At 45.6% G+C, this 14,184-nt stretch carries 16 protein-coding genes and 1 pseudogene; 10 read left to right on the top strand and 7 right to left on the bottom strand.

What is annotated here, in order from left to right; genetic code table 11:
• Positions 1-8: 8 nt before the first annotated feature.
• Positions 9-653: an FMN-binding negative transcriptional regulator gene (locus tag B0680_RS03110; protein ID WP_078253593.1), complete on the top strand. Its 645-nt coding sequence runs from the start codon at positions 9-11 to the stop codon at positions 651-653.
• A gap of 8 nt (positions 654-661) precedes the next feature.
• On the opposite strand, the gene panD is transcribed toward B0680_RS03110, so the two are convergent.
• Genes panD through B0680_RS03130 form a run of 4 tightly spaced genes read right to left on the bottom strand, consistent with a single transcriptional unit; the run spans position 662 to position 5,370 of the window.
• Positions 662-1,045, bottom strand: coding sequence for an aspartate 1-decarboxylase (gene panD / locus B0680_RS03115; protein WP_078253594.1), 384 nt, complete (start codon positions 1,043-1,045; stop codon positions 662-664).
• A gap of 42 nt (positions 1,046-1,087) precedes the next feature.
• A complete protein-coding gene (locus B0680_RS03120) occupies positions 1,088-2,317 on the bottom strand; it encodes an AAA family ATPase (protein WP_078253595.1) in 1,230 nt (409 codons plus the stop codon).
• 36 nt (positions 2,318-2,353) lie between these two features.
• Positions 2,354-3,400, bottom strand: coding sequence for an LpxL/LpxP family acyltransferase (locus B0680_RS03125; RefSeq protein ID WP_078253596.1), 1,047 nt, complete (start codon positions 3,398-3,400; stop codon positions 2,354-2,356).
• Positions 3,397-5,370, bottom strand: a complete 1,974-nt coding sequence (locus tag B0680_RS03130) for an ATP-binding cassette domain-containing protein (protein ID WP_078253646.1) — start codon at positions 5,368-5,370, stop codon at positions 3,397-3,399. Before B0680_RS03130 ends, B0680_RS03125 begins: the two co-directional genes overlap by 4 nt.
• Before the next feature lie 111 nt (positions 5,371-5,481).
• Here B0680_RS03130 and B0680_RS03135 point away from each other — a divergent pair, with 111 nt between their 5' ends.
• From B0680_RS03135 to B0680_RS03170, 8 genes are all read left to right on the top strand, one after another.
• Positions 5,482-5,706, top strand: coding sequence for a SlyX family protein (locus B0680_RS03135; protein WP_078253597.1), 225 nt, complete (start codon positions 5,482-5,484; stop codon positions 5,704-5,706).
• A 200-nt stretch (positions 5,707-5,906) separates the two neighbouring features.
• Positions 5,907-7,385: an OmpP1/FadL family transporter gene (locus tag B0680_RS03140; RefSeq protein ID WP_078253598.1), complete on the top strand. Its 1,479-nt coding sequence runs from the start codon at positions 5,907-5,909 to the stop codon at positions 7,383-7,385.
• 130 nt (positions 7,386-7,515) lie between these two features.
• Positions 7,516-8,193, top strand: coding sequence for a ribulose-phosphate 3-epimerase (gene rpe, locus B0680_RS03145; RefSeq protein ID WP_078253599.1), 678 nt, complete (start codon positions 7,516-7,518; stop codon positions 8,191-8,193).
• Complete coding sequence (locus B0680_RS03150) at positions 8,193-8,495, top strand: hypothetical protein (RefSeq protein WP_078253600.1); 303 nt, start codon at positions 8,193-8,195, stop codon at positions 8,493-8,495. Before rpe ends, B0680_RS03150 begins: the two co-directional genes overlap by 1 nt.
• Positions 8,495-8,797 carry a hypothetical protein gene (locus tag B0680_RS03155; RefSeq protein WP_078253601.1) on the top strand — a complete coding sequence of 101 codons (303 nt, stop codon included), beginning with the start codon at positions 8,495-8,497 and terminating at the stop codon, positions 8,795-8,797. The genes B0680_RS03150 and B0680_RS03155 overlap by 1 nt, the downstream gene beginning before the upstream one ends.
• 70 nt (positions 8,798-8,867) lie before the next feature.
• The gene (locus B0680_RS10945) at positions 8,868-9,671 is read left to right on the top strand and encodes a hypothetical protein (protein ID WP_228143740.1); all 804 of its coding nucleotides are present in this window, start codon (positions 8,868-8,870) and stop codon (positions 9,669-9,671) included.
• Positions 9,672-9,831: 160 nt separating this feature from the next.
• On the top strand, positions 9,832-11,250 hold the full coding sequence (radA, locus tag B0680_RS03165; RefSeq protein ID WP_078253602.1) for a DNA repair protein RadA: 1,419 nt from the start codon (positions 9,832-9,834) through the stop codon (positions 11,248-11,250).
• Positions 11,251-11,627: 377 nt separating this feature from the next.
• Complete coding sequence (locus B0680_RS03170; RefSeq protein ID WP_078253603.1) at positions 11,628-11,855, top strand: hypothetical protein; 228 nt, start codon at positions 11,628-11,630, stop codon at positions 11,853-11,855.
• A 149-nt stretch (positions 11,856-12,004) separates the two neighbouring features.
• Here B0680_RS03170 and B0680_RS03175 read toward each other — a convergent pair.
• The 3 genes and pseudogenes from B0680_RS03175 to B0680_RS03185 form a co-directional block, all read right to left on the bottom strand.
• Positions 12,005-12,863 (bottom strand): annotated as a pseudogene (locus tag B0680_RS03175) (MBL fold metallo-hydrolase).
• 4 nt (positions 12,864-12,867) lie between these two features.
• Complete coding sequence (locus B0680_RS03180; protein ID WP_078253604.1) at positions 12,868-13,290, bottom strand: YeeE/YedE family protein; 423 nt, start codon at positions 13,288-13,290, stop codon at positions 12,868-12,870.
• Positions 13,291-13,297: 7 nt separating this feature from the next.
• Positions 13,298-13,714: a YeeE/YedE family protein gene (locus B0680_RS03185; RefSeq protein ID WP_078253605.1), complete on the bottom strand. Its 417-nt coding sequence runs from the start codon at positions 13,712-13,714 to the stop codon at positions 13,298-13,300.
• A 164-nt stretch (positions 13,715-13,878) separates the two neighbouring features.
• Here B0680_RS03185 and B0680_RS03190 point away from each other — a divergent pair, with 164 nt between their 5' ends.
• Positions 13,879-14,160 (top strand): ArsR/SmtB family transcription factor, encoded by a 282-nt coding sequence (locus B0680_RS03190; protein ID WP_143821340.1) that lies wholly within the window; start codon positions 13,879-13,881, stop codon positions 14,158-14,160.
• The last annotated feature ends 24 nt before the right edge of the window (positions 14,161-14,184 follow it).

The raw sequence follows: 14,184 nt of genomic DNA on the forward strand, positions 1-14,184 counted from the left end.
GTGGTTTGATGTTTATCCCAAAGCCGTTTCGTCAATATGACATGGATGCCATCATTGAGCTGATTGGGGCTTATCCTTTGGCGACGGTGAGTTATGTGGCTGATGGCACAGCTCAAGCTTGTCATGTGCCTGTACTTAGCGAGCACACTGATGGCGGCATTCGGCTATTTACCCATGTCGCTCGTGCCAATCCGATTTGGCAACACCTTGATACACCTTGGCTGCTGTCTTTCGTCGGGGCGAGTCACTACATCAGTGCCAATTGGTATCCGTCTAAGGCACTCACGCACAAAGAAGTGCCAACTTATAACTACCAAGCGGTGCATATCCGTGCAATGCCAAGCATTGCAACAGGGGCGGATGCAATCCAAATTCTCGCCAAGACCACTGATTATTTTGAAAATCAGCTACATACTATCAATTCAGAACACACGCCGTGGCGACTGACTGATGCACCAGATGAATTTATTCAGAAGATGTGCCAAGCGTTAGTGGCGATTGATTTGCAAGTCATTGATATTCAAGCATCATTTAAGCTAAGCCAAAATAAAGACGCCCAAAACAGGCAGGGCGTCATTGATGGATTATCACAGCTTAATACGCATGAATCCGACATGATGGCAAAGCTTGTCGCCAAGTTTGCCAAAAGCTGATACCAATATTACCAAACTGTATTGGCAGGTTCATAATGTAGCACATCGGTGATGCGGTTATCGCCATCGACCAGCACGACATTGGGCTGGTGCTGTTTGGCTTTATCATCATCCATCATCACATAGTTCATGATGATGACGATATCGCCTGCTTGCACCTTGCGGGCGGCAGCGCCGTTGAGACAGACGATACCGCTACCACGCTCGCCTGCGATGGTATAAGTTTCAAAGCGTTCGCCGTTGTTGTTATTGACGATGGCAACTTTTTCATTCACCAAAATACCAGCAGCATCAAGTAAATCGACATCAATGGTGATGCTACCGACATAGTTAAGATTGGCTTCGGTGACGGTGGCTCGGTGGATTTTACCACCTAATAATGTGCGAATCATAATTGACCTCTTTTTATGATTATTGTAAATAATAGCTAATAATTAAAATGGAATATCATCATTGGGCGTGCTGATATAGGTATTGAAAAATGGTTTTTCCAAAGATTCTTCAGCCTCCTCCTCGTCCTCTTCTTCATCAACAGAATAGATGACTTGATATTTATCTAAACCTAATTCAAATTGACTGTAAATTTCTTCTTGACAATTATTCACCGCTTCATTGAGCAATGTGGCAAGATAAGGCAGTGCATTAAAACCTTGATATAAGCCACGCACACCAAAGGTCTTGATGGCTTCTTGGTTTTGGTCAATCAAGGCTTGGATGGTGTCTGGGCTGATGGTCGCAATCGATTGCACCATGCGCAACTTATTATTGAGCAGTACAAACGGCGATGTTGGACTGTTAAGCAAAATATCACTCAGCATCGTACCGTCTAGGGGCTGCATGGTGATGATTTTACCCAAGCGACCGACCAATTCATCGGGCAAGCCAAGATTTGACAGCTCCATCAAGGTGCTTGGTGGCTTGGCTTTGGCGTTGGTTGGTGGTGTCGTGGTAAAGCCGATACCGCTGTTATCGTCTTTGACCTTAGTAAGGTTAAAACTGCCGCCTAAGATAAATAAGACATTTTCAGAATTAAATGACAGGCTTTCGGTGCGACAAGGAAACAGGGCGTTGCCTTCAACCAAAGTTAATAATTCAGTGGCAATAGAGCGACGAAATTCAGAAAAAGATGAGTCCCGATAGGCGAATAATTTGTCAAATTCATCAAAAAACACCACCGAAAACTGCAATTTGAGCTCATCACCTTTGGCATCGATGTGTAGCTGTTCGCCGACATCGCAAATATTTCGACCACGATAGCTTTGGGGTGCCAAATGTGTGCTATCAACAATAGCAAAATTCAAATCAAGATGTGTGCAGAGCTGCTTAATAATATGCGTTTTGCCGCTGCCTGTAGTACCGGTCAAAAAGATGGGCGGCTGGCGTAGCGGTGCAGGTACTGCTGGCTTAAATTGTAGATAATCGCCTTCAATGTTTTGGGTTTGACCATAAAGCAAAAAGCTGTTGTACTTGGATTTTCGTTCTGAATATTTTTGGTAATTTTCAAGATTTCTTAAATGATAATGCAAAATGTTGGACAGCTGAAATAGGGCATCATCTTGATGAAAAATGCGTTTGTTGGCATCATTAAAAATCTCATCAGGTGTTGGCGTATCACTCTTGTAGCGATGTACGCCACACAGTTTGGCAAGCGTGCGAATTTTCATGAGCGGCTTTCCTGATGAGATGATTTCATAGTTTAGTTATTTTTGATAATAATTCGTACCATCGGCTTGATTTTTGAACCTACGGTGAAACCACATCCATTGGCTGACATCTTTTTGGATATTGGCTTCGATTAAGCGGTTGATACGCTCGGCGTCGGCGACTTCATCGGCAGATGGATAATTTTCAAGTGCAGGGCTTAAGGTGATATGATAATGCGGACGACGACCCGACGGGATAAAATCAGGCGTCTGACGCACCATATCCATCATCATCACCGCAGGCGGATTGGACTTATCGCCCATCTTGGCAAGGCGACGCTGTGCGGTGATGGTGGCAGCAGGTACGCCAAAAAATGTCGCCATCACGCCATGCTCTAGCCCAAAATCTTGGTCGGGTGAATACCAAATCACTCGCCCAGCCTTGATGCGGGTGATGAGTTTTTTCATATCACGGCTAGAGATTTGTTCATCAAAAATACGACGGCGTGCGTTATAAATGAACCATTCAAGTAGCGCGTTATTCTGCGGACGATAGACGCAATCAGCACCAAAAAACTGCGTGCACAGTCTGCCACCCAAATCCAGTGTCGTATAATGACCGCCGAGCAAAATCACTGCCTTGCCGTCTTTTTGGGCATTGACAAGGTGCTGAAGCCCTGAGATGCTAAAGCTACGCACAAAGACATTGGGGCGAAACCATGCGCACAGACTCTCAAAAATACCAATGCCTTGATTGATAAACACTTGGCGGGCGATGGCTTGGCGTTCGTCATCAGTCTTATTGGGAAAGGCAAGCTTAAGGTTGGTCAGCGTATCATTGACCCGTCGTTTGACAAACTTAAACACAAGCTTGCCAATTGCTCGCCCAATCATAAACTGAATCCGTAGCGGCAGATAGATGAGTGGCAAAATCAGCGCCATCGCCAGCCAAAATCCCCAGTTCTTTGGGTGTAAAAATGCCCATTGAAACGGCTTAGGTTCGGCAATGTGCGTCTGCTTATGATTATCCGTCAGCGTGATGGCGGGCGTGGTGCTGACAGGCTTTGTATCGCCACAGCCGCATTGATGGTTGTCGCAGCTCATTTGGCAATACTCTCTAGCTCATCCCAGCGCTCAAGCTTGGCAAGTAATAATTCATCAATCTCACCCAGTCGCCCGCTTGCTGCTGTAGCTGCCGCCAAATCTGTGGTGAACCACGAGCCATCTTCTAGCTTGGCATTAAGTTCACTTTGCTCGGTTTCTAAAGCGGCGATTTCATCAGGTAGGCTCTCAAGCTCTCGCTGTTCTTTATAAGACAGTTTGCGTTTGGTTTCGGTTTTTTGAGCAGTCGCTGTAGCGGTTGCAGATTGGGCAGGTTTGTCTGTTTGCTCTACTTTGTCTGCTTTATTGTCAGTAGGTTTTGCCATAGGTTTTGGATTGGCTGCCAAAAACCGTTCATGTTGCACCAAATAATCTTCATAACCGCCGATATACTCAAGCACCACGCCATTGCCATGCTTATCGGTGTCAAAGACCCAAGTTTGGGTGACGACATTGTCCATAAAGGCACGGTCGTGGCTGATGAGTAGCACCGTACCATCAAAATTCACCACAAACTCTTCGAGTAGCTCAAGTGTCGCCATATCCAAATCGTTGGTCGGCTCATCGAGCACCAAGACATTGGCAGGTTTTAGCAGTAATTTGGCAAGCAGTACTCGGGCTTTTTCGCCACCTGATAGGGCTTTGACAGGGGTGCGAGCACGATTTGGGCTAAATAAGAAGTCTTGTAGATAACCCAAAATATGCGTCTTGCGACCGCCAACTTCGACATGGTCTGAGCCTTCAGAGACATTGTCTGCGACCGATTTTTCGGGGTCTAGGTCATCTTTTAATTGGTCAAAAAAGGCGATATTAAGATTCGTACCAAGCTTGACTGAGCCTTGTTTGACGGCAGAATTATCCAATCCTAAGATGGTTTTTATTAAGGTGGTCTTACCAACGCCATTTTTGCCGATGATACCGACTTTATCGCCACGCAGTAGTAATGTACTAAAGTCTTTTAATAAAATCTTATCACCATACTCAAGTGTCAGATGATTGACTTCGCAGATGATTTTACCTGATTTTTCGGATGTATTCTGGCTGATTTGTACATTGCCGACGACATCACGGCGGGCTTTACGCTCTTCACGCAGAGCTTTTAGGGCGCGCACACGACCTTCGTTACGAGTGCGGCGCGCTTTGATACCTTGACGAATCCATGCTTCTTCTTGGGCGAGTTTTTTGTCAAATTCGGCAAAGCTTTTTTGTTCACTGGCAAGCTCAAGCTCTTTGAGCTCTTGGTAGCGGGCATAGCCGCCTGCGCCTTGATTGACATCATAGCTACCCAGCTGACCACGATCAAGCTCAATGATGCGAGTGGCAAGACGATCGACGAATTTGCGATCGTGGGTGATAAATAGCACGGTCAAACGCTCATTTAATAAGAAATTTTCAAGCCAGTCGATGCTCTCAATATCCAGATGGTTGGTCGGCTCATCAAGCAGTAGCACATCAGGCTCAGTGACCAGTGCACGGGCGAGCAGTACTCGGCGCTTACGACCGCCTGACAGCTCACTAAGCTTGGCGGTTGCATCCAGCCCCATGCTATCAATGATGGCACGAGCCTTACGCTCAAAGTCCCAACCGTGTAGCACATCTAATGTATGCTGTAGATGACTCATCTCATCACAAGCTTTATGATCACCCAGACCGCAGGCATCGCTTGCGATTTGATAGGCTTTGAGTGTATCGGCGATGTGTTGATTACCGCTCATTACCACATCCAAGACCGCCATATCGCCATCGGGTACATCTTGGGCGAGCATGGCAATCTTAGTGCCGTCTTTGATTAGCACTTCGCCATCATCAGCGTGCAGATCGCCCGTGATGAGCTTAAGCAGGGTGGATTTGCCTTCGCCATTTCGCCCAATCAAGCACACACGCTCATTGGGTTCAAGGCTAAAATTTACCCCGTCCAAAATTGGTGCGACACCAAAGGCTAAGTGGATATTTTTGAGTTGTATTAATGCCATAAAACAGTCAATGTATAGAAAAAATTTGGTATAAAGGTGCATATAATACCAAAAATTCGCCAAAAATTGTGTACAATATTGGCAACTTTTAGCAGCATAAACCCATACGCCATGAGTACAACATCCCCAAGCTATGATGATATCATTGAGCTACAAACACGCTTAAGCTTCCTAGAAGATACTTGTGATAAGCTCAATGAAGTCATCGCCCGCCAAGACCGTCAGCTGATGGATTTACAAGATCAGCTCAAGCTCATCTATGCACAGATGACCACCAAAGAAGATGCAGGCGTTGCACCATTTGATCTGCTTGCCGATAGACCGCCACATTATTGATGATGTCATCCATTTATCAGAGTCAAAAAATACATCAAAAAAATGCGATTTATCAGTATTTGGCATGATTTTGGTGTATTTTTTGCTTGTGTTGCGATTTATTTTGATTTAATATACAAAAGACAAAACATTTGCTTACATTTAGGTAAGAAAGTAGCGGTGTTTTGTGGATTTAGGGAACTCAAACTTTGGAGAATACTATGAGTGTATCATTTGGCTATAAATCATTAACGCTGGCCGTTGTTGCAGGATTGGCAGCGACTACAGCACAAGCAGCAGGTTTGGATCGTTCAGGTCAGGATGTCACCGCATTCTTGCAAGACGGTACCTATGCTGAATTTGTTTATACTTATATCGATGCTGATGTATCAGGTCATGATAATGGCGTAACAGCTGGCGCTGCAACCAATAATTATGTACAAGGCAAAGCAACTGGCGATGGCGCAGAAGCTTATGACTTTTTCCGCTTTGGTGTGAAAGCGGATGTTAATGATCGCTTTAGCGTCGGTGTACTCTATGATGAGCCATTTGGTGCAGCGGTTCAATATATGGGCGATAATAATTTTGTCACTGATGCCAATAGCGCAACTGTGGCAGGCGTTAATCTTATTTCATCTCAATTGGCAAATTCTGCGTTGCCAGACAATGTCAAGCAAAAAGTTGGTCAAATCGCTGCTGGCATTACCACGCCACAGCAAGCTCAAGCAGTTGCAGCAATGCTAAAAAATCCACAACAGCTAGCAGGTTTGATGGGTGCAGCTGCAGCACAAATGACTCCTGCACAGCTTGCAGCAATTCAAGCTGCTGCCACGAGTGCGGCAAACGGCTTGGAAGCCGTTGCAGCTAATGCTACTGCGCTTGACGGTGAAGGTACCAATGTAGAAATTCGTACCAATAATGTGACTGCTTTGGTTGGTGCTAAATTCGGTGAAAAGCGCAATTTCCAAGTTTATGGCGGTCCTGCAGCACAGCGCCTAAATGGTGAAGTACACCTGCGTGGCATCGCTTACCAAGCTGCATCTGGCTATGATGCCAAAATCAGCACAGATACTTCTGTAGGCTGGGTAGCGGGTGTTGCTTATAGCAAGCCTGAGATCGCCCTAAAAGCTGCTTTGACTTACCGCTCAGAGATTGAGCATGAGACCAGTATCGCTGAAGTATTCCCAAATGTCGCCTTGCGCGGCCTTAATCCTGCAACCACCAAGGACTTTAAGGTAACTTTGCCAGAGTCTTATAACCTAGACTTCCAAACTGGTGTCAACCCAACGACGCTATTGACTGCTAAAGTACGCTATGTGCCGTGGTCAAATTTTGACATTAAACCAACCACTTATACAGCTTTGTCTGGCTTGCCAATCATTAGTTATTCAGACGACCAGTGGGCGGCTGAAGTCGGACTTGGTAAAAAGCTAAACGATAAGCTTGCGGTATCAGGCACTGTTGGCTATGATTCAGGTGCTGGCAACCCAGCAAGCACGCTAGGTCCTATCGAAGGCTACTACAGTGTGGGCTTGGGTGCGAAATATAACGTCACCCCTGAATGGTCAGTGTCTGTCGGTGGTAAATATCTGAAATTCGGTGATGCAACCGCTAATCTACCAAATGGTATGACAGCTGGCGAGTTCTCTGACAATGATGGCTATATCGCTGGTGTCAAATTGGCGTATCAAGCTAAATAATCAGCGTTCGCTTAATCTACAAAAAGCGGTTTGGTTTTGCCAAGCCGTTTTTTGTTTGTGCTGATTTTCTTTATGTTTGATTGCTTTTTTGGTATGATATACGATTATTATCTTTATAGTGGATACGATTATGACCAAGCCTTATTTGATTGCACCATCGATTTTGTCAGCGGATTTTGCCCGTCTTGGCGATGATGTCAAAGCCGTGATGGATGCTGGTGCTGATGTGGTGCATTTTGATGTCATGGACAATCATTATGTACCCAATCTGACCTTTGGTGCGATGGTTTGCCAAGCGCTCAAAGACTATGGCATCACAGCGCCGATTGATGTACATCTGATGGTATCACCTGTGGATCGCATGATTGAAGAGTTTTTAAAAGCGGGGGCGGATATCATCACTTTTCACCCTGAAGCCACACAGCATATCGATCGCAGCTTACAGCTGATCAAAGATGGTGGTGCTAAGTGCGGCTTGGTGTTCAATCCTGCGACACCGCTACATTATTTGGATTATACCATTGATAAAGTGGATCAAATTTTGCTCATGAGCGTCAACCCAGGTTTTGGTGGTCAAAAATTCATCGATGGTACGCTTGATAAGCTCAAAGCGGTACGCAAGCGTATCGATGATAGCGGTCGTGATATTCGCCTGGAAGTCGATGGCGGTGTCAATGTTGCCAATATCCGTGCCATCGCTGAAGCGGGTGCTGATATGTTTGTCGCAGGTAGTGCGATTTTTAATCAGCCTGATTACAAAGCAGTCATTGATGCGATGCGTGATGAGCTTGCCAAGGTGGGTGCTTGATGAGTGCTCAAAAAAGCGTTGTGCCAATGAGTTTCACCATTGGTCTGTGCTTGGCAAGTATCGTGCTAAGCGTCGCTGGCTATGGCTTTCGCTTGATGTTCGGGGATGATGTGGCTGCGGTCTTGCGTCATGCGATGGTCGTTGTACCATTTTTTGTCATCGTATTGCCTGCACTGATGTGGCTTGGCAGTGTCGGACTTAACAAAATGGGCAAAGCATCAATTCATCCACGCAATGCCTTGACGCTCGGCTGGCTGTTGTCAGTGGTGGCGCTATTATCCATCATGGGGGTATATAGCTGATGCTGAACAAACTCATTCCTGATGCCATCACGCCGGTCGGTATCCCTAAGGGCTTGATTTTATTACTGATTATTGCTTGTCTTTTGATTGGCTTATCGGGTCTGCGCTATGGTGGGCTCGAAGGGTGGCTACACGTGCTCGAAAATTGGCTGGTCAGCTTAATCATCATTCCTGCCTTTACTGCACTTGTGGCGATGCCGATGAAATGGCGTGATGACAGCTTTGATGTCAAGATGGCGTACTATCTGGGGATGTTTGTGGCGTTTTTGTTTATGATGGCAAAACTTCGCTACTGGCGATGACCTTGAAAATACGCACCACCGCCCATATCAATGAGCAAAATGACACAAATTGATTTGGAATACATTACCCATGCATGACGACGATTATTTAGAACATTCGCAAATGTGGCAGGCGCTGTCGATTGATGAGCGTTTGCAGATGATTGATGATGTCTGCAAAGCCAATTTGGATGCAGATGATGCGTTGGGTGTGCTGCACGAGCTGTTTTTCTTAGAAATGGAACATGGCGCAAATCCTGTGGTGACTGACACGCTAGCGGCAGCGATTGCTGAACGCATTGACCCAACCATCGTCGAAAAAATGGCTGAAGAGTTGGGCTTGCCACCACTGCCTAAGCCAAAAAAACGCCGTACACGCAAAGCCACCGCCAAATCAGCCGATGCAGACACTGATAGCCGTGATGTACAAGTAAAGACCGATGAAGTAGTTGAAGCAGTCGAAGCCGTTGAAGCACCAAAAAAACGCCGTACTCGCAAAAAAGCCGCTAATGCTGATGATAGCTCTGCCACAGATGAAGTGGATACGCCAAAGCCAAAGCGACGCACGCGCAAAAAAGCCAGTGACGATGTGCAAGCAGATGAAAGCTCTAAACCAAAACGCCGTAAATCTGCCAACAAACGCACGCCGATGGCACAAGAAACCATGCTTGAGTTCGTCGAAGATGCCAATGGCGTGATGACCCTGCGTGAAGTGGGCGATACTGAAGCACTGGTGAGTATTGCTTTTTCGGATAAGGTCAAAGAGATGCTTGGCGGTGATGCTCGCATGGTCGGTCAAGCGATGATTCATGCGGCGATTGCTAGCGTGGTTCAGCGACAGGCGAATTTTTGGCACGCTCATGTCTATGACGAAGAGCCAGTACATTATAGCTGATGTCGATACGGCTAATGCTGTATCTTAAGATTAAAGCCCAAATCACGGATTTGGGCTTTTTAGTTTGGGCTGTATTTGGGTTATAAAAGGCACGATAAAGCCTTGTCAAAATCCATAAAAATGCTACAATCTCGTTAAATCTTAAGCCTTAGGAATAGTTATGGCAAAAGCCAAATCCAGCTATGTCTGCCAAAACTGCGGTGCAATGTACGGCAAATGGGCAGGGCAATGCACCGACTGCGGTGAGTGGAATACGCTGATTGAAGCGCCCAATACCGCCTTGCCACACCACACCAAAAAATCAAGCACTGCGGCAGCTGCCCCCCGAAAGACCGCCAACTATGCAGGCGCGACCAGTGGCGTGATGACGCTTGATAGCGTGGGTGTGACGCTTGAGACTCGGATGCCGACAGGGATTGGCGAGTTTGATAGGGTGCTCGGTGGTGGACTGGTGGCAGGTTCGGTGGTGCTGATTGGCGGTGATCCAGGGATTGGCAAATCAACCATCCTGCTACAAACTGCCATCAATATGGCGGCAGGCGATAGCTTATCAGGGTCTGCACTGTATATCACAGGTGAAGAAAGTCTATCGCAGGTGGCGATGCGTGCCAAGCGACTTGGCCTGCCGACCGACCGTTTGCGAGTGCTGGCTGAGACCAATGTGGATACCATCTGTATGGCATTGACTGCTGAACAGCCTGCCATTGCGGTGATTGACTCGATTCAGACGCTCTTTACTGAGATGATACAGTCCGCCCCTGGTGGTGTAGCACAGATTCGTGAGTCGGCGGCAATTTTGACTCGCTATGCCAAGCAGACGGGCACGGCACTGTTTTTGGTGGGTCATGTTACCAAAGAAGGCGCGCTCGCTGGCCCACGAGTGCTTGAGCATATGGTGGATACGGTGCTGTATTTTGAAGGGGAGTCGGACAGTCGCTTTCGTATGATTCGTGCGGTCAAAAATCGCTTTGGGGCGGTCAATGAGCTGGGGATTTTTGGCATGACTGATACAGGGCTTAAAGAAGTCGCCAATCCATCGGCGATTTTCTTGAGCCGCTATGATAAACCGATTGCAGGTTCGGTGGTGATGGTCAGCCGTGAAGGGACTCGCCCGCTACTTGTTGAAGTGCAAGCGCTGGTCGATAGCTCTCAAGCGCAGCCACGACGCATGGCGCTTGGTCTTGATTATCAAAGACTGTCTATGCTACTTGCCGTCATGCACCGTCATGGTGGTATCCATACGAGCGGTATGGATGTCTATGTCAATGTCGTCGGCGGTGTCAAGGTGATGGAGACAGGTTCGGATTTGGCGGTGCTACTTGCTTGTGCGTCGAGTATCCGTGAAAAGGCGTTGCCCAATCGCTTGTGCGTGTTTGGTGAAGTGGGCTTATCAGGCGAAATCCGCCCCGTGCCAAACGGTCAAGAACGCCTAAAAGAAGCAATGAAACACGGCTTTACCCATGCTATCGTGCCACGAGCCAATGCACCGCAGGCAGGCAGTCGTCAGTTTAATGGTATCACCATCATTGCTGTCGATCGGCTCGATGATGCGATTTCTCAAGCGTTTGAGATTGAGTGATGCGCTACTTTATGCAAAAAAAGTTTACCGACCTGACCCATGCTTTGATTAAAATTGAGTAACAAAACCCTTGATATATTTACAAGATATCAAGGGTTTTAACAGTTTGGATGATTAAGCAAGAAAATGCTACTTTTATCTTATGGAATGTACATAACATCCTATCTATAATACGCACATACCAAATGCGGTACTGTGGTATAAACAATCATCAAAACAAATTGACGTTTGTTCACTGAGATGTTTTGAGTATTATAAACTTTGTATAATCCTATATAAATAGTATTTACACTGATATTTTTCAAATACTTTATAATAATAAATAATCAAACATAGCAATCAGTACACGTCATTACTTTTATTGTAAGAGTATATCCATGAAAAACTTAACCAAAGTTCTAAGCCTAGGCATCCTTAGCCTTGCCGTTTCAACTTCTGCATTTGCTGCTAAATCTGAGCCTGAGTATCTTGACCCAAATCCAGCTGCACAAACAGTTAAAAAAGAACATCAAGCCAATAAGCATGACAAAAAAGATTGCAATAAACAATCAAAAAAGCAGTCTAAAATGAATAAAGAGCAACATAACGCCCGTCCGCAAGTTTAATTTGTTCAAACTTAAAAAGCCATCTTGGTAGTTGCCAAGATGGCTTTTTTGTCAGATAAAAATTATATCGACTTGGTAGATTTTACAAGAATACAGTTGTTAAAGTGATAAAATTATCGTTTATTTGTGAGGCATATTTTAAAATCAGCTCAAAATTGATTCAACGGAATTTTTAGATAGCTTATACCATTATCCGCTGGTTCTGGTAAATTACCTGCCATCAAATTAACCTGTATGGATGGTAGAAGTAATTTTGGCACAGGCAGTGTACGGTCTTTGGCATCACGCAAAGCGACAAAGGTTTGTTCTGTGGTGGTGCTATTTAGATGGATGTTGTGCTGTTTTTGTTCGCCGATGGTGGTCTTATACATGAATGCTTGCCGTGATGGTGGCAGATAGTCGTGACACAGATAGACGGTGGTGTCATCAGGCAGTTCATACAGTTTTTGTACCGAATGATATAGCGCACTACTGCTACCTTTTGGGAAGTCGCAACGAGCCGTGCCATAATCCGGCATAAATAGCGTATCACCAACAAACACTGCACCATCAATCAAATAGCTCATACAAGCAGGCGTGTGGCCTGATGTTGCAATCGCTGTGGCGGATAATGTGCCGATTGCAAAATTTTCATCATCTTGAAAAAAAATGATCAAATCCCATCAGTGTATTGGCAGATTTAAAGTCAAGATTATAAATTTTGCCAAAGATACTTTGCGCTTCATCGATACGGTGGCTGATGCCAATACGCCCACCGAGTTTGGATTTTAGATAGCTGGCGGCACTCAGATGATCAGCGTGAATATGTGTCTCAAGATGCCATGCCACCGTCCATGCGTGTGTGCTGATATAGGCAATGATGTCATCAGCAAGTGTGGTATCGGTGCGAGCACTTGGCATATCAAAGCCAAGTACGCTGTCAATAATGGCACAGATACCACTTGTGTCATCAGCGACGACATAGCTAAAAGTTTGACTGTCTTTATCAAAAAACTCTTTAACAATCATTATCTTATCCTTTATTAAGAACATCATGCAGATACATGGTGATCAGCATTGGTATGATAAAGTACAGTGATTGCAGTTGACCCAGACCCGCTAGACTGATTGCAGGTGCAGGGCAAATCCCCACCAAGCCCCAACCGACACCAAATAGTACCGCACCGACAATCAGCCGCGCATCAATGATGCGAGCAGTTGGCAGGCTAAAAGTCTCACCGATCAGCGTGTGTGTTTGTCGTTTGGCAAGTCCAAATGGTACAATCGCCACGCCAATCGCACCCATCATCACAAAGGCAAGGCTTGGATCCCATGAGCCAAAAACATCCAAAAAGCCAATGACTTTGGCGGGATTTGCCATGCCTGACACCAATAATCCCGCCCCAAATAATAGCCCAAACCCAAGTGCTAAGATATGTTTGAAAAATTGAGTCATCATGCACCTACGCCACTATACCAAATAATCGCATCATAAGCACGGTCAATATCCCTGCCGTCATAAAGGTCAGCGTCGCCACAATCGAGCGTCGTGATAACCGTGAAATGCCACAAATACCATGTCCGCTAGTGCAGCCCGAGCCTAATCGCGTCCCCAAACCGACAAGCATACCTGCGATCATGAGCAGTCCAGTAGAGTGTGTGAGTATCACATTATCCCCATCTATCCAACCAAACATCGATGCTAGCACAGCTGATAAGCCAATCCCCACCAAGAAAAACAGCGCAGAGCTAATTTTGGTCTTAGGTAATGAGGCAATCATACCACTGATGCCAACGACTTTACCAGTGGTATGTAGATAGCCAACAGTTGCTACGCCTATCATCATACCGCCGAGTAAAGCCAACAAAAAAGGGTGCATTGCAATTCCTAATTCATAATAGTTTATTTTATTATAATATATAAAATTATATAATGATAGCTGTTTTAACAAAAATATGCTAACATAAATAAATTACATAACTTAACTGACAATTGGGTAAATAAATGACGCAACCGATCACAGGTGCATCTGAAGACACGGCCATGAATTTTGATGCGTTGCCGCAGGTGATGGATGTGCTTAAGATGCTTGCTAATCCTGAGCGACTTAAGATCGTTTGTGTACTAGGTGATGGTGTGCTCAATGTTAGTCAGATTGAGCATTTGACTGGTGTAGCACAACCAACGCTATCCCAACAGTTGGGTGTTTTGCGTAAATCAGGAATTGTGCATACCCAAAGACAGGGCAAGTATGTTTATTATCGTGTGGCAGATCCAAAAGTGGTTCAGCTCATTGCTCAGCTTCACGAATTATATTGTCAATAAAAAAAGCACGGTTTAAAGCCGTGC

It is taken from the genome of Moraxella pluranimalium (genome assembly GCF_002014825.1).
Taxonomy (GTDB): Bacteria; Pseudomonadota; Gammaproteobacteria; order Pseudomonadales; family Moraxellaceae; genus Moraxella; species Moraxella pluranimalium.

Bases quoted from the DNA above. Each gene is read 5' to 3' on its own strand.
- B0680_RS03110 (WP_078253593.1), top strand. From the start codon at position 9: ATGTTTATCCCAAAGCCGTTTCGTCAATATGACATGGATGCCATCATT.
- panD (WP_078253594.1), bottom strand. From the start codon at position 1,045: ATGATTCGCACATTATTAGGTGGTAAAATCCACCGAGCCACCGTCACC.
- B0680_RS03120 (WP_078253595.1), bottom strand. From the start codon at position 2,317: ATGAAAATTCGCACGCTTGCCAAACTGTGTGGCGTACATCGCTACAAG.
- B0680_RS03125 (WP_078253596.1), bottom strand. From the start codon at position 3,400: ATGAGCTGCGACAACCATCAATGCGGCTGTGGCGATACAAAGCCTGTC.
- B0680_RS03130 (WP_078253646.1), bottom strand. From the start codon at position 5,370: ATGGCATTAATACAACTCAAAAATATCCACTTAGCCTTTGGTGTCGCA.
- B0680_RS03135 (WP_078253597.1), top strand. From the start codon at position 5,482: ATGAGTACAACATCCCCAAGCTATGATGATATCATTGAGCTACAAACA.
- B0680_RS03140 (WP_078253598.1), top strand. From the start codon at position 5,907: ATGAGTGTATCATTTGGCTATAAATCATTAACGCTGGCCGTTGTTGCA.
- rpe (WP_078253599.1), top strand. From the start codon at position 7,516: ATGACCAAGCCTTATTTGATTGCACCATCGATTTTGTCAGCGGATTTT.
- B0680_RS03150 (WP_078253600.1), top strand. From the start codon at position 8,193: ATGAGTGCTCAAAAAAGCGTTGTGCCAATGAGTTTCACCATTGGTCTG.
- B0680_RS03155 (WP_078253601.1), top strand. From the start codon at position 8,495: ATGCTGAACAAACTCATTCCTGATGCCATCACGCCGGTCGGTATCCCT.
- B0680_RS10945 (WP_228143740.1), top strand. From the start codon at position 8,868: ATGCATGACGACGATTATTTAGAACATTCGCAAATGTGGCAGGCGCTG.
- radA (WP_078253602.1), top strand. From the start codon at position 9,832: ATGGCAAAAGCCAAATCCAGCTATGTCTGCCAAAACTGCGGTGCAATG.
- B0680_RS03170 (WP_078253603.1), top strand. From the start codon at position 11,628: ATGAAAAACTTAACCAAAGTTCTAAGCCTAGGCATCCTTAGCCTTGCC.
- B0680_RS03180 (WP_078253604.1), bottom strand. From the start codon at position 13,290: ATGACTCAATTTTTCAAACATATCTTAGCACTTGGGTTTGGGCTATTA.
- B0680_RS03185 (WP_078253605.1), bottom strand. From the start codon at position 13,714: ATGCACCCTTTTTTGTTGGCTTTACTCGGCGGTATGATGATAGGCGTA.
- B0680_RS03190 (WP_143821340.1), top strand. From the start codon at position 13,879: ATGAATTTTGATGCGTTGCCGCAGGTGATGGATGTGCTTAAGATGCTT.